The following is a 16443-nucleotide window of genomic DNA, read 5'->3' as shown; positions in this document are numbered from 1 at the left end:
GCTGCATACACACCTTATTTTGGAGAAGGGGTATATGAAATTACTGGTTATCGGCAGCGGCGGAAGGGAACACGCTCTGGCCTGGCGTCTGGCACAGTCTCCCAAAGTAAATACGGTTTATGTAGCTCCGGGTAATGCCGGTACTGCAACAGAACCAAAGCTGCTCAACCTTGCTGTAACTGATCATCAGCAGTTGATTGCCTTCTGTCGTGAACAGCAAATAGCATTTACAGTAGTCGGCCCGGAAGCACCACTGGCAGCTGGTATTGTGGATAAATTTACGGCCGCTGGTCTGGCTGTTTTTGGTCCGAGCCAATATTGCGCTCAGCTGGAAAGCTCTAAAGATTTTGCTAAGGCGTTTATGGCGAGAACGGGTATCCCCACAGCTGCCTATCAGACTTTTACTGGTGCTGAAGCTGCTCATCAGTATATCAATCAGAAAGGCGCACCGATTGTTATCAAGGCTGATGGTCTGGCAGCCGGTAAGGGAGTGATTGTTGCCATGACACTGGCCGAAGCTCATCAGGCTGTAGATGATATGTTGCGGGACAATGCTATGGGTGCTGCCGGCAGCCGGGTAGTAATCGAAGATTTTTTACAGGGAGAAGAAGCCAGCTTTATTGTTATGGTGGATGGTGAGCACGTTTTACCTATGGCTACCAGTCAGGATCACAAACGCCTGCTTGATTTCGATAAAGGTCCGAATACCGGCGGAATGGGTGCTTATTCTCCTGCACCGGTAGTGACTGAAGCTGTATATCAGCGGGTAATGGATGAAATTATTCTGCCTGTAGTAAAAGGAATGCAGGCTGACGGCCACCCTTATCGCGGCTTTCTGTATGCCGGTTTGATGATAGATGATAGCGGAGCACCGTATACCATAGAATTTAACTGCCGGTTTGGTGATCCGGAAACTCAGCCGATTATGTGCCGGTTACAAAGTGATCTGGTTGAGCTGATAGAAGCTGCTCTGGACGGCCGGCTTGATACGGTGACTGCTGAATGGCGTGATCAGGCCGCTGTTGGTGTGGTACTGGCGGCGACTGGTTATCCACAGGATCCACGTAAGGGAGATGTAATTTCCGGGATTACTGAGGCTGATCAAACCGGAAAAGTTTTCCATGCCGGTACCGCGCTTAATTCCCGGAATGAACTGGTTACCCATGGCGGCCGGGTATTATGTGTAGTCGGATTAGGAGCAGATATCAAAACTGCACAAACCAAAGCTTATACTTCTCTGGAATCGATAAAATTTGCCGGTATGCAATACCGGCATGATATTGGTGCAAAAGCATTGAAAGCTGTGGATAACTAAATCTGATTTTTATATTTTATCCTGTTTATCAACAGATATTTTAATTATGTATTCTGTTTAGTTTAGCCGAACAGAATACATAATTTTTTGGCTAAACCAGATAATTAATATGTACTATCAAATTATTAAGATAAATTTTGATTATCGTGATATTCAATTTTAGCTTAGCACAGGCAAATGATAAGAATATAAAACTGTAATTGAATCGATTCTGTGGATAAATATAAAAATAACACTATGGTGTCTGAAGCTTGATTACATCCTCAGCAGTTAAAATAAATCGGCATATTTATTAACAATTTTGAGGAATCAGTATAAAACTGTTTTATGCGGAAAATTTGAACTGGTTTCAAGTTTCATTAAGAGGATTTAAACATCAGAATATTTTTTATTAACTGTGTATTATCAGCAATTATAATCAAAATTAAATATGACTTATTCAGCTATCGATTATTGATAACAGACACCATATAAAATGATAGTTGTCATCAATACTGGATTGTCTGCACATAGTCATTTATCCAGTATTTATCCACAGTCGCCGGATTTCCGGCTAAAAATACGGTTTTTATGTTCCGGCCTGTTTAGCACCTATTTTATTTAAAAGTACGCTGAAATTTTTCCCAGAAAAGATGTTAACTATCAGTGATCAGTAAATTTCAAATCAGGCCTAATAATCTGTCAAAATTTCAATGGCCGGAGAAAATAATCTGTTGCAATTCTCAGTAAATCAACCAAATATTGAATAGGCGATGCTAACTATTGCTGTACCTAATCCTGAATTTCTAAACCGGAGAGAAGTGATATCTGGTTGTTTGGTACTAATAAGATTATAATAAAATAACTTCTCGGTAACATTACCTACTTACAATAAGCGTTTTTTGAGCGGATATGATGTAGTGGTAGCATAACTGCTTCCCAAGCAGTTCGGGCGGGTTCGAATCCCGTTATCCGCTCCAAATCTTCTTTTGATAAGTCCATGGGTAATGATAATCAGTCTGCTGCTATATTCATTCCGACAGTTTTTTTGAGTATCTTATCTTATTTCCTATGATGTGTTTGAGGTTAGATAAATACTTCAGTCATTACTGAGTAATATTGCTTGTTCCGATTAATTTGACATTAAAAAATAAGCAGATATCGCTGCTAACCGATTTATCAGTTCGGTTTAGCAAACCTGCTGTCAAATCTGTATCCTGAAATGTCAGTGCTGACATCAATATTTTCGTTTGATATGCTTGGTTGAATTATCAGTGTGAAATATACAATGCCGGAAATATATGTCTTCAAACAAGCCGAACTTAGCAACAGAATTATATGAAGAATATAAAACTATTATTAGTCACCATAGCAACTATATCTGTAAGCTAAAAATAAAAGTTTCTGCCATCATTGCAAAAAGACAACTTGTTTCATTTATGAATGACATTAAATGGCTTGAACTTCAATATGCAGTTAAAGAATTATCATTTCCGCCTCCGTATATACTGCGATGTGTTACCGATGGTGACGATATTGCAGAACCTTTTTTTGAAAAAATACCCTGGTGGATAGGTGACTGGTCAAATTATTATCATGAAGGTATACCTGCATTATTTAATATTGAATGGATAAAAGTATACCCGCAATTAAGCAAATATCGCGGGCGTTTAGTGGAAAATGAAGTTTTAGATGAAACAGAAGCTTTCAGGACAATACTTAACCGGCTGAATATACCTTATGACAGAAAAGATAATATTTTTACTATTTATGGATATAAAAACCCTTAGCATTCGATAAATATAAAAATTTACAGAGTAAATAATCCTATTTTTTGTTTTATTACGAACACTTTTTTGCTTATTCAGCGAAACTAGATATTGAAAATCAGTGATCTACTTAAAGAATAAGTTTAATATGTCTTGTTTTATTAGAAGAAAGCCTGCGATTAGATATCTGTGGAGAAATAACTAAAAGATAAATTTCTCTTAATTTGGATAATAAAAATATATTTTATTAATAAAGAGTTACAACAAGAACAATATAATCTGATATTTGGAGACTGCAACCATGATTTGCTGTCAATAAAGCAAGTATTGAAACATCAGAAAAATCTTCGGGAATATTTGATCGATATTTGTAGTTATATGTGGATTTATTGTCTGCTATAGAATGATATCCACAGATTTATACACAAGCTGTAAACTTTTTATTCTGGTTTATTTAAACTGATACGTATCCTATCTGACAGCAGCAAAAAAAAGATGTTTTATTTAAATTACACGGCTTGAATCAGTAATACAAAATTTATACACCGAAAAATGTGCTGTTTGCTCCACTGTTGGTTTTATTCAAAGTTTACTTATTTCATCAGCTATACCATATGTAACTGATAAAAATTTATCCCTGAAATTTGATTAAAAATCAGCAATTGCTGCCACTAGCCGATGCTTTATGTATAGGCCTGGCTGATGTTTTCCAACTTAAGAGCAGGTTTAACTCTTTGATAGTTGGTTTATTCCTCTTATAAAGCAGAAATAGCAACTATAGTCCTGCGCATTTGATTTTATCCGCAAAAATTTATTTAAATTGATGATTTGCTTTTGTTTAATATGAATCAATTAGATTTTAAAATCTTGATTTATTTTATATAAATATTGCATAATAATTTAATTATATTATTAATAATTAATACTATTTTCAAAAGAGCATATTATCTTAATAGCATAAATAATAATGAAATACAAAGTAATGTGTCACAAAAATTATATATATTATAGTAGCTTAAAGAGAAAAATTTAAACCATTACGGATGTAGATCGATCGTTACTAAAATTTAACTTATTTAATATACTGTCGCTTTTATAATACATTTGATAATAAATAAACAAATAACGTATAGGAATAAATAGGTAAAATAAAAAATATAAAAAATCATATAAATTAAATAGTTAAATTTATTTATTTCTAAGATTTCTGAATGATTTTGCCTGTGTTTAAGTATAAAAATGTTATTTATTTATTCGCATTTATTAAAATATTTATGTTATATTTATGAATAATTTAACTCAATTTTAACCTATCTTTAATTTATTAAAGTATTTTGATAAACGCATGATTTTAAAAAATTAGGAGTAAACCAATTGAATAAAATATATCGTGCGATATGGAACGAATCCACTCAGACTTGGGTGGCCGCTTCTGAATTAGCAAAAAGTAAAACCAAGGCCAATGCGGTTTCCAGTAATACTGCTAAGCCGTCCCTGTTAGCCAGAATGGGTCTTTATACTTTCAGACTGGGGTTAATTGCCTCGCTGATCAATATATCTTTATATTCTGCTGATGTATATGCAGCAGGCAGGACCAGCATCTGGGGTGAGTATCTGTATGGTGATGAGGCCGCCAGTAAAAAACAAACAAGCTATAACTCAGTTACCATTGCAGGGGATAATGAGGATTATTGTGGTTATGATTATGTTAAAAATCGATCAAATACTAAAAATACACAAGCAAAGCTTCTTGATCCTTTAGATGAATATTTGCGTTTTGCACAAAATCAATCATTTCCGTATGGGGGGCATAATTACACACCTTATGATTCAACCACTGAAGCAGAAAAATGGGTTGGTCAACGGACACAGATTATAGGAAAAAATTATGGTAGCGGTTATCAGAGTGAGAAAACTGGAGGAGGAAAATCATCTCTTCCGAGAGCTTATGGAGTAGCTTCTTTTTCTTATGGATGTGCATCTCTGGCAACAGGTAATTATTCCCTGGCTTTTGGTGTTAATGCTACTGCTACAGCCGGTGGTGCTCAGGCATTTGGTGTGGCAGCTGTGGCTTCCGGGCGGGCGTCCAATGCGATCGGAATTTCATCTGAAGCTACCGGTGTGTCCGGTGTTGCTCTGGGTTCTGTGGCTCAGTCTGATGGTGTGGGAAGTGTTGCGCTGGGTTTGCAGGCACGGGCTAATGCTGATGGTGCTGTAGGTGTCGGGGTAGGGGCTCATGCAGGACTGGATTCCAGCGTAGCCATTGGTAACGATAATATTCTTGCCGGCAAGCAAAGTATCGGTATCGGTTCCGGTAACGCGGTAGATGGTGAGCAATCAATTGCTATCGGCAGTGCCCAGACACCTACTACCTACAACACGGTTGACGGTACGCAGAAAAATGTAACAACACACTATACCTATATTAAAGGGAATAAAACTTTATCTCTGGGTAACAGTAATACAGGCCAAAAGATCAAAAAAGAGGACTCAGAAGAACAAAAAGAATATGAATGGGAAAGTATCTCGGCAGCCAATACTGCCATCTTTGGTAACAACAATGTGATTAATAATGCCGTTGACGGTGCTCATATAATCGGTAGCGATAATACAGTAGGTACCTCAGAAGGTATTGCAGGTACCGGTGCAACAGTAATTGGTAATCACGCCAGCATTAGTGCAGATAATGCTCTTGCTCTGGGTAATCAAACCACTGTTAGCGGTGCTGATGCTATGGCAATAGGTACTGGTGCGGTGGCTACGGTGTCTGGCGGTGTTGCTCTGGGTTCCGGTTCTCTGGCGAATACAGCTCAGTATGTTGACGGTTATAATCCAAATAATCATGCAACCTACAGCGATCCGGATAGTAAAGCTGTCTGGAAAAGTACCTATGGTGCTGTTGCCATAGGCAATACTGACCCAAAACAAAATATTACCCGGCAGATTACAGATGTTGCGGCGGGTACCAACCCTACGGATGCAGTTAATGTTGCTCAGTTAAAAAATCTGAGCTTTTCAGTTCCGGGTATTTTTTCGTCTGCGTCAAGCAGTATTGATACTAATCTGATTGCAGCAGATAAGACTATCATCAGTAGTTCTGCTGCAATGCCTGCAAAATTTGATCCGCTTAATAGCAGCATCAGTACTGTTTCATCGCAGATAAAGCAGAAGTTCGGTGATCAGAATACTTCTGGTGAAGTAGGAGAAAATATTTCCCAGCTGAGTACATCTTTAGCAGATAATATTACTTCTATACAGAAAAAGCTCCTGCTGGATCAGGGCGGATTCTATGACGCTAAAATTTATGATGGCAAAACGCCGCGTAAAATCATTCACGTAGCTGATGCAGATATCAGCAACGCCGGTTCAACCGATCTGGTTAATGGCAGACTGCTTTATGCGACCAATTCGTCGCTGAGCTCTTTATCATCCAGTATAGATAGTGGTCTGAGTACGCTTAATAGCGGTTCCACTGAGGCTAAAAATATAGTTGATACTTCAACCAGCCAAATCAATACTGGTATAGATAGTTATTCCACATCGGTTTCTACCGGTATCCATAATCTGCAAACAGGCATATTAAAATGGAATGGTCTGCCTGAAGGCGAATTCAGGGCTGATAATGATAATACTGACCACAAGATAACAGGTGTGGCAGAAGGTTCGTTAGCAGCTGATTCAACCGATGCTGTAACTGGCGGTCAGTTACATACCACTAATACCAATATTAGCAGTCTGTCCAATAGCGTCAGCACAAGTTTCAGTAGTTTATCCAGCTCACTGTATGACTCTTCCGGTCTGGAAAAATTATCAACAAGTCTGAGTGATACAGGTAATCAGGTTGCTGCTTTACAAAATGATGCACTGCAATGGGATGATATTCATAAGGTGTATCGTGCCAGACACGGTGATAATGATGAAAATCAGAAAATCACTCATGTTTCTGCCGGTGTTGTTGATTTCGCTTCAACTGATGCGGTAACCGGTGGTCAGTATTATGATCTGAATACCGAGACAGATACCAGTGTAAGTACACTGACAGCAAGTGCTTTGCGCTCTGTCGGTCAGATTAATAGCAACATTTCGGCATTGCAGCAACAAGTACTGCAACTTGACGGAAAGAGCTTTAATGCACAGCGTAACGGAAAAAATCAGGCTATTACCGGAGTAGCCGGGGCTGATTTAACTGATTCATCAGTTGATGCTGTTACCGGAGCACAGTTATATTCAACAAACACATCTCTGAATAATTTAACGGATTCAACTGCTACCGGACTGAGCAGCTTGTCGACACAACTGAGCACATATTCTGAAAATACGCTGCAAAGCGGTATGGAACTTGTGAACGGTTCCAATACGAGTCTCAGTGCCTTACAAAGTAATGCTTTACTGTGGAATAGTGAAGATAAGGCATACAGTGCTGCTCACGGTACGCAAGGAAACCAGAACATTACCAATATAGCAGCCGGCGAGGTAAAAGAAAATTCAACTGATCTGATTAATATGGGTCAGATTCATGTATTCTCGGTGTCTGCGTCTGCAAGTATCGCTGCTGTAAACCAGGCAATAAATTCATTAAATGGTTTATCTGATACTGAAATTAATCGCCTGGCTGATACCATTAGTAGCAGTCTGAATACGGCAGATAATCAAATAGCGGGTTTAAAGAAAAATCTGTTGTTGTGGAACGGGAACGCTTATGATGCCAGTCACGGTAATCCTGAAGGTACGGAGAAAATTACCCATGTAGCAGAGGGCAGTTTGCAGTCCGATTCAACGGATGCCGTAACCGGAGGGCAGTTATACCGGACCAATACCAGAATCAGTGATCTGAAAGCAGAATCTGATAATCAGTTTAATATTTATTCCGGTAAGATTGATAGCAGTCTGGCTGCTGCGCAAACGAGTCTGAGTAATTCTATTGCTACAGATATCAATAATGTGCATGGTAATATGGATTCCGGTGTACAGACAGCTAACTCGCATATTACTGCTCTGCAGCAGGATAGTTTATTGTGGAATGGAAAAGCTTATGATGCCAGCCATAATCAGGGTGATAATGGAAAAAACAAAATCACTAATGTGGCTAAAGGCGACATTTTACATGATACTTCATCCGATGCTGTTACCGGTGCGCAGTTATTCGCTACCAATAGTAGTATAGATTCACTTTCTACTGCGTTTGACAGCAATGCATCTAAGTTTATCAGTACTACGGACAGTAATTTGAGCAGCTTGTCAGTTGCCATGCAGAATTCATCTTTTCCCGGACTGGAAAGCCTGTCTACCGGAACTCAGTCTCGTCTGGGTGAGATAAATAATCAAATTTCTGGGTTACAGCAGGCACTGCAATGGAACGATGGTGCTTATGATGCCAGTTTTGGTAAAAACGGAATGCAAAAAATTACTCATGTTGCTGATGGCCGGCTGGAGGAAGGGTCAAAAGATGCGGTAACAGGTAATCAATTGTATAACACTGATGCTGCCATCAATAATCTGGGAGCAAGTTTAAGTACCGGTATAAATAATATTAGCAGCTCCATACAGAGTATCGCTCAAAAAAATGATGAAACGATAACTGATTTATCCGAAAAAGTGCAGCAAACTAAGAGTCAGCTGACCAGTCTGGAGACTACTACAGCAGCCGATCTGACTCATATCAATACCGGTATTTCCGCTCTGCAGGATGATGCTGTGCAATGGGATGGCAAAAACTATGTTGCCAGCCATAGTGGTAAGCCAGGCATCATTACTCATGTATTAGCTGGTAGTCTGAATGAAGGTTCGTCAGATGCAGTGATTGGTGCACAGCTGTACAACACTAACAGCAGTATTACTGATCTGGAAAATAAACTGACAGATGTATCCAATAGCTTTAGCACGGGTATCAGCAGTTTATCCACAGCTGTATATGATAATGCTGATTCGAAGCTGTCGCAGTTGGTACAAAACAGGGAAAATATTGAAAATAATATTACACATTTGTCCTCAAGTGTATCCTCTGCATTTATTTCCGCTGACAATGAAATAGCTATTCTTAATCAAAATGCATTACAGTGGAACAGCTCACTGAGTGCATTTGATGCCAGTCATGGTCAGAAGGATGAAAAACATCTGATTAAGAACGCAGCTGAAGGTGATCTGCATGCCGGTTCGGCTGATGCTATTACTGCAGGTCAGCTGTATACCACCAATAGCACATTTAATGCACTGGATGATAATATCAGCGGGCGTTTTAGTAGTTTGTCAACGACATTAAGCAGTTTGATTAATACTAATGTAAGTACGCTTTCTTCCAGCATTGCCGGTCTGGATACCCGGGTGAGCGGATTAGAGCAGAATGCATTACAATGGAACAGCGATATTGCTGCTTATGATGCCAGTCGTGCAACCAAAAATCCGGCTAAAATTACTAATGTAGCTGCCGGTCTGATAGCATCAGATTCGTCTGATGCCGTTATTGGTGCTCAGTTACACAGCCTGTCAACTGTGTCTGATGGTCATTTATCCGCCTGGCGCAGTTCAATACTCTCCAGCTTAAGTACAATAGAAGATTCAGCAACTACGGCATCTGGTTCACTTTCTCAGCAGTTCGATACGCTATCAGAAAATATCTCCAACAATTTACAAGAATTTTCCGGCAGTGTTTCAAGTGGTGTGAGCAGTTCGTTTGTCAGCACTTCAGAGATTGTTACCGGTTTGTCATCTGCTATACATGAGCATCTGAGCCAGCTGTCTGATGGTATAGGTGAGAGTTTAACCAGTCTGTCGACCAGTACGGATACTGGTATCAACACGCTTTCTTCGCGTATTGACAGCTCAGCAAGTATATTAACAGAGTCTTTAAATACCGTTAATAACCATATAAGTACGCTTAATCAGGATGCCCTGCAATGGAATGGCGGTATTAGTGCATACGATGCCAGTCATGGAAGCAGTAGTGCACAAAGAATTACCCATGTAGCAGCCGGTGAAGTATCAGCAGATTCAACCGATGCGATTAACGGAGGTCAGCTCTTTGCTCTGTCCAGCTCAGCCTCAACCGGACTGAACAGTCTGTCAACCAGCATGAGCAGCATGGCAGACATTCAGCAGGGTAGTATATCCACAATCATTGCTGATAACCTGAAAGATGTAAATCAAAACGTATCCAGCCTGTCAACCGGTCTGAACACAGCTAATAGCAGCATAAACAGCCTGTCAAGCGGATATGCCAGTATCAATAATCGGGTATCTTCATTAAATCAGGATGCCCTGCAATGGAATGGCGGTATTAGTGCATATGATGCCAGTCATGGAAGTGGAAGTGCACAAAGAATTACCCATGTAGCAGCCGGTAATGTATCAGCAGATTCAACCGATGCGATTAACGGAGGTCAGCTCTTTGCTCTGTCCAGCTCAGCCTCAACCGGACTGAGCAGTCTGTCAACCAGCATGAGCGGCATGGCAGACATTCAGCAGGGTAGCATATCCACAATCATTGCTGATAACCTGAAAGATGTAAATCAAAATGTATCCAGCCTGTCAACCGGTCTGAACACAGCTAATAGCAGCATAAACAGCCTGTCAAGCGGATATGTAAATATCAATAATCAGGTATCTTCATTGAATCAGGATGCCCTGCAATGGAATGGCGGTATAAGTGCATATGATGCCAGTCATGGAAGCGGTAGTGCACAAAGAATTACCCATGTAGCAGCCGGTGAAGTATCAGCAGATTCAACCGATGCGATTAACGGAGGTCAGCTCTTTGCTCTGTCCAGCTCAGCCTCAACCGGTCTGAACAGTCTGTCAACCAGCATGAGCAGCATGGCAGACATTCAGCAGGGTAGTATATCCACAATCATTGCTGATAACCTGAAAGATGTAAATCAAAACGTATCCAGCCTGTCAACAGGTCTGAACACAGCTAATAGCAGCATAAACAGCCTGTCAAGCGGATATGCCAGTATCAATAACCAGGTATCTTCATTGAATCAGGATGCCCTGCAATGGAATGGCGGTATTAGTGCATATGATGCCAGTCATGGAAGTGGTAGTGCACAAAGAATTACCCATGTAGCAGCCGGTGATGTATCAGCAGATTCAACCGATGCGATTAACGGAGGTCAGCTCTTTGCTCTGTCCAGCTCAGCCTCAACCGGTCTGAACAGTTTATCAACCAGCATGAGCAGCCTGGCAGACATTCAGCAGGGTAGCATATCCACAATCATTGCTGATAACCTGAAAGATGTAAATCAAAATGTATCCAGCCTGTCAACCGGTCTGAACACAGCTAATAGCAGCATAAACAGCCTGTCAAGCGGATATGCCAGTATCAATAACCAGGTATCTTCATTAAATCAGGATGCCCTGCAATGGAATAGTGGTATTAATGCATATGATGCCAGTCATGGAAGCGGTAGTGCACAAAGAATTACCCATGTAGCAGCCGGTGATGTATCAGCAGAATCAACCGATGCAATTAACGGAGGTCAGCTCTTTGCTCTGTCCACCTCAGCTTCAACCGGTCTGAGCAGTCTGTCAACAACTGTTTCCTCAGCTGTTACTAGTAGTATTGCCAGTATAAGCACTTCTATGTCCACTGGATTTAGCCAGATGACAGACAGTGTAAATGCCTGGCAAACGGATTCTGAAATCATACAGACACAAGTGAGTACTCTAAAAAAGAATACGATTGTATGGAATGAAGAGCAAAACGGATTTGATGCAGGACGATCCGACGATGATAAGACTCGTGCTTCTTCCGATACCAAATATTACAAAATTTTTAATCTGAAGGATGGTGACGTTACTCCAGATTCACATGATGCGATAAATGGCAGACAGTTATACAGCGTAAAAACTGAGCTGACTGACCTTGTGAATACGAAAGCGTTAGCGTGGACATCTGATATTGGTGCCGATGGGAAAGAACTGCCAACAGGTGCTTATAATGCTACTCGCTACTCGAAAGCACAGAAAATTACCGGTGTTGCCGAAGGTGATGATTCAAAAGAAAATTCTCTTGATGCAGTGAATGGTGGGCAGTTGTGGAAGGTAAAACAAAGTATCACTGCCCTGACAGATAATCTGTCAACCCTGTCATCAACAGTAAGCGGACTGCCTTCCGGCACTATTTCTAATGATCCTGCACTGACGAGTCTGTCAACTGCAATCAGTAGTCAGCTTTCTGCTATAACTGCCGGTTTGGGTAAGCCAAGCGGATATGATCCAAGTACAGGTCAGATTACGCCGCCTAAATATGAAACCACTACCCCGACAGGCAATATAGTGACTGCGGATAATGTGGCTGACGCTTTGCGGAATATTCAGGATTACGGCACTAAATATGTAAAGAGTAACTCAGCAAAAGCAGCCTCAGTCGCACAGGGGGTTGATTCAGTTGCAATAGGCGGTGCATCAATGGCCAGCGGCACTTCAGCAGTTGCCATCGGTGATTCTGCCAGCGCATCGTCAGCCAATGGTGTTGCTCTGGGCAGTCAGGCGAAAGTAACTCAGAGCGGAGGCGTAGCACTTGGATCCGGATCGGTAGCAAGTACAGCAGCCGGTAAAGAGGGCTATATACCGGTAACGGCAACGCAGCAGCAGGCAGCAGCAATCCGGGCAACGAAGAGTACAGAAGGAGCGGTATCTGTAGGAGATACATCGAAAGGTGTATACCGTCAGATAACCGGGGTTGCCGCGGGTACGGCTGATACTGATGCAGTCAATGTGGCTCAGCTTAAGGGTGTGAATAATCAGATTACCAACATCAATAAGTATGTAAATCAGGTAAATGATCGTGTTCAGCGGACTGAACGCCGCGCCTATTCCGGTACGGCACTGGCCATGGCTCTGTCCGGTGCTTATCTGCCTTCTCTGAATGCCGGTGAACAGGCTGTTGGTGTAGGTGTTGGTACCTATCGCGGCTATACTGCGGTAGGAGCTAATTATAAAGCCATGAGTAACAGCGGTAATATTGGCTGGGGTGCAGGTGTTTCCACTACAGGCAAAGAAGTTGGCTTTAATGCCGGTGTCGGCTTTAAGTGGGGTCGCAATTAAACTGTTTTTACTCAGTAGTCTGACTAACTTCCGGATTTATCTGAATCCGGAAGTTTTTTTATGGTTTGGAAAAATGTTAAGAGATAAAAGATGGCGGATATACTGTATCTTCCCGGTTTACGGATGAATCAATTGGCATCGATTTTATGGATAAAGTGGTTCCCAAGCACATGATTAATCTGAAAGTATTTAGTTGACAATGATATGGTTCAGATTGAAAAAATCATAAAATTCTAGTGTGTGTACCGGATATTAACAGGCTGATTTACACATACAGAAGCCGTAGAAGATATTAATATTTAGATACTGTGCACCGGCCGGCTTTATTGATTTACTGTAGCCGGTATTATATATTTAATAACATTAAAATATTATTACATAAACATAGGAATGCCAACATGCATGCTGATCAGCAGACAGCCGGAAAGCAAACTGCACTGGTTGTAGAAGGTGGTGGAATGCGTGCTGCATTCAGCAGTGGTGTTACTGATGCCTTCTTACAGGCAGATTTTAACCCGTTTAGTTTACTGGTCGGAGTATCTTCCGGAGCCAGTACTATTGCCAGTTATCTGGCCGGACAGGAAGGGCGTAATCTGGATATACTGCTTGATCAGTCCTGCCGGCCGGAATTTATCAGCTGGTCACGCTTTATCCGTGGCGGCGACCTGATGGATATTGACTGGTTATGGCAGGTTGTACAACAGGAAAATCCGCTGGACTGTGAACGTATGTTTGCCCGACAGCGTGATTTCAGGGTTGTTTTAAGTAATGCTGTTAGCGGTGAGCCGGAGTATGTTGTGGCTCAGCCCGATTCTTTTCTGGAAGTACTGCGTGCTTCCAGCTCAATTCCGTTTATGATTCGTAAACCGGTAGCAATTGGCGGAGGATTTTATTTTGACGGCGGAGTTGCTGATGCCTTGCCGGTACAGTGGACTCTGTCTCAGCCGGGCATCGGTTGTGTGATAGTAATTCGTACCAGAGCGCACAATTATGTGAAGAAAGGTAGTCTGGGTGACAGTCTGCTGGCAAGGCGTTTGCCTGTCAGCGGGTTTGCTCAGGCATTACGGCAGCGAGTAAAGCATTATAATACTACCCTGACATGGATGCGGCAGCCTGAAAACTGCCGGTATATTATTGAAATTAATCCTCCGGATGATGGCAAAATGGCCGGACGTCTGTGCCGGGATGCCGGCCGTTTACGCTACAGTTATGCAGCCGGTCTGGAATGCGGCCGTGCATTATTGCAGCAATGGCCGGTAAATTAATAGTTTTTTGCCTTAAAGGTAAACGAGTAATTTGGTGAAGTAATGAAAACGGATTCGACTGTATCGAAAACACAGCACCGGCTTAGTCTTTTTGTTGCTATTCTGGCTTTGGCATTTGTTTTACGCGGCCCGCTGACTGGTGTGGGTCCCCTGTTACAGAATATTCAGACGCAGCTGCAGATAAGCAGTACGCTGGCCGGCATGCTGACTACGGTACCATTGCTGACATTTGGTCTGTTTTCGATTTTTATCCCCAGGCTTGCAGCACGTCTGGGCTCGGAGCAGATGGTCTTTTTTGCTTTGTGGATATTAACGCTGGGGCTGGTGCTGCGCTGTGGTTCCGGGCTGTTTCTGCTGCTGACAGGTACGGCTTTGCTCAGCTGTGCCATTGCTGTTGGCAATGTACTGATTCCCAGTATGGTAAAGCAGTATTTTCCGTTTAAAATGGGACTGGTTACCGCATTATATGCACTGGTGATGAATATGGGCGGTGCGGCCGGTTCTGCTTTAAGTGCTCCGCTTGCTCACAGTAATCTGTGGGGCTGGCGCGGTGCTCTGGTAATCTGGGTACTACCGGCGCTGGTGGCCATGGTTATCTGGTGGCTGCCTTTTAAAGCAGCCAATGCTGTGCCCAAGGCGGCTGTACGTGCACGTCAGGTAAAGATACACCTGTGGCGTAATCCGCTGGCCTGGCAGGTAACGCTATTTATGGGATTTCAGTCGTTTCTATTTTATTCTACAGTTAGCTGGCTGCCGCAGATTGTAGCCAAAGCCGGTGTATCAGCAACGGAAGCCGGTGGCTGGCTTGGGCTGATGCAGCTAGTGATGATACCAACCAATTTGCTGATACCAATTTATGCAGCCAGATTAAAGCAGCAGCACTGGATAGGGTCGATGTGCGGCGTAGCTTTAATTTTGTCGGTATTATTGCTGATGTCGCCATGGCGCAGCTGTTATTTTCCGGCAGTGTTGTTGCTGGGGCTGGGCATCAGCGGGGCTTTCTGTCTGAGCATGATGTTTTTTAGTTTGCGCAGCAGCAGTGTTACTGAAGGAGTGCTGTTATCCGGAATGGCACAAACCTGTGGCTATCTGTTTGCGGCTGTGGGTCCAGTCCTGATGGGCGCTCTGCATGACATGATGCATTCCTGGTTTCCGGCATTGTGTCTGATGTTTATTGCCGCGGTCGTTATTACAGTGTCTGGCTGGAATGCCGGTAAAGATCGCAAGTTATCTGATTTTCAGGAATAAAAATATCCACAGTTTTATCCACAAATTTCTGTGGATAAAACTGCCTGCCCGCATACCGGGCAATCCGGATTGGCAGCCAGTTGCAGGCGCTGCCATTGAAAAGAACAGGCGTCAAAACAGTGTAGCCAGCAGCCGTCAGGGTGAATACCGGCAATTATCTGCAATGCTTCACTGGCCTGTGCCGCGCCCATAATACCGAGTAAAGGTGCAAAAACTCCGTTTTTAGCACAACTGGCACCTTCATCATTCATTTCTCCTTCAAACAGGCATTGATAGCAGGGGCCGCGACCATCACGAAAATCATATACTGCCAGCTGACCTGCAAATACCAGTGCAGAGGCTGAAACCAATGGTTTGCGTGCACGGAAACAGACCTGATTAATCAGCCGGCGGCTGGCAAAATTGTCGGTACAATCCAGAATGATATCGGTATGCTGAACCAGTTGCTCTAACAGGCTGGCATCTGCTCTGGCTACAATGGGTTGTAATTGGGTCTGCGGATATTGTGTCTGTAGCTGCCGGCACAATATCGCGGCTTTTGCCTGACCGATATCTTGATCATTAAACCAGAACTGGCGTTGCAGATTACTGATTTCAATAGTGTCGTTATCCACAACGGTAATATGCCCTATTCCGCTGGAAGCCAGATAAGTCAGAGCCGGATGTGCCAGGCCGCCGGCACCGATTACCAGAGCACGGGCAGCAAGAATTGCTTCCTGTCCGGCAATATCCAGCTTATCCAGTAATATATGACGGCTGTAACGCAATAGTTGTTCATCAGTAATCATGATTGTCTCTGGTGGTTGGGTGGCTGTGACCGGTA

Annotated in this window: 6 protein-coding genes and 1 tRNA gene; 6 read left to right on the top strand and 1 reads right to left on the bottom strand. The window is 42.4% G+C overall.

The genetic code is table 11. The annotated features are described in order from the left end of the window. The first annotated feature begins 34 nt into the window (after nt 1-34). The 6 genes from purD to H3V11_RS04355 all read left to right on the top strand — a co-directional run bounded on the left by purD (nt 35) and on the right by H3V11_RS04355 (nt 15620). Nucleotides 35-1315 carry a phosphoribosylamine--glycine ligase gene (gene purD / locus H3V11_RS04380; protein WP_198223668.1) on the top strand — a complete coding sequence of 427 codons (1281 nt, stop codon included), beginning with the start codon at nt 35-37 and terminating at the stop codon, nt 1313-1315. An 885-nt stretch (nt 1316-2200) separates the two neighbouring features. After that, nucleotides 2201-2274 (top strand) — tRNA-Gly (locus H3V11_RS04375). Between the two features lie 321 nt (nt 2275-2595). Beyond that, a complete protein-coding gene (locus H3V11_RS04370; RefSeq protein ID WP_100125462.1) occupies nt 2596-3084 on the top strand; it encodes a DUF6678 family protein in 489 nt (162 codons plus the stop codon). A 1353-nt stretch (nt 3085-4437) separates the two neighbouring features. Then, nucleotides 4438-13107 (top strand): ESPR-type extended signal peptide-containing protein, encoded by an 8670-nt coding sequence (locus tag H3V11_RS04365; protein WP_198223667.1) that lies wholly within the window; start codon nt 4438-4440, stop codon nt 13105-13107. A 398-nt stretch (nt 13108-13505) separates the two neighbouring features. Beyond that, nucleotides 13506-14372: a patatin family protein gene (locus tag H3V11_RS04360; protein ID WP_084562205.1), complete on the top strand. Its 867-nt coding sequence runs from the start codon at nt 13506-13508 to the stop codon at nt 14370-14372. 42 nt (nt 14373-14414) lie between these two features. After that, the gene (locus H3V11_RS04355; RefSeq protein WP_084548547.1) at nt 14415-15620 is read left to right on the top strand and encodes an MFS transporter; all 1206 of its coding nucleotides are present in this window, start codon (nt 14415-14417) and stop codon (nt 15618-15620) included. 14 nt (nt 15621-15634) lie between these two features. Here H3V11_RS04355 and H3V11_RS04350 read toward each other — a convergent pair whose 3' ends face one another. Then, entirely contained in the window at nt 15635-16408 is a 774-nt protein-coding gene (locus H3V11_RS04350) for a HesA/MoeB/ThiF family protein (protein WP_096765604.1), read from the bottom strand. Between the last annotated feature and the right edge of the window lie 35 nt (nt 16409-16443).

Origin of the sequence: Snodgrassella sp. W8158, from assembly GCF_016100435.1 — a bacterium.
In the GTDB taxonomy this organism is placed as follows: domain Bacteria; phylum Pseudomonadota; class Gammaproteobacteria; order Burkholderiales; family Neisseriaceae; genus Snodgrassella; species Snodgrassella alvi.
This window is presented reverse-complemented; position numbering and strand designations above follow the sequence as displayed.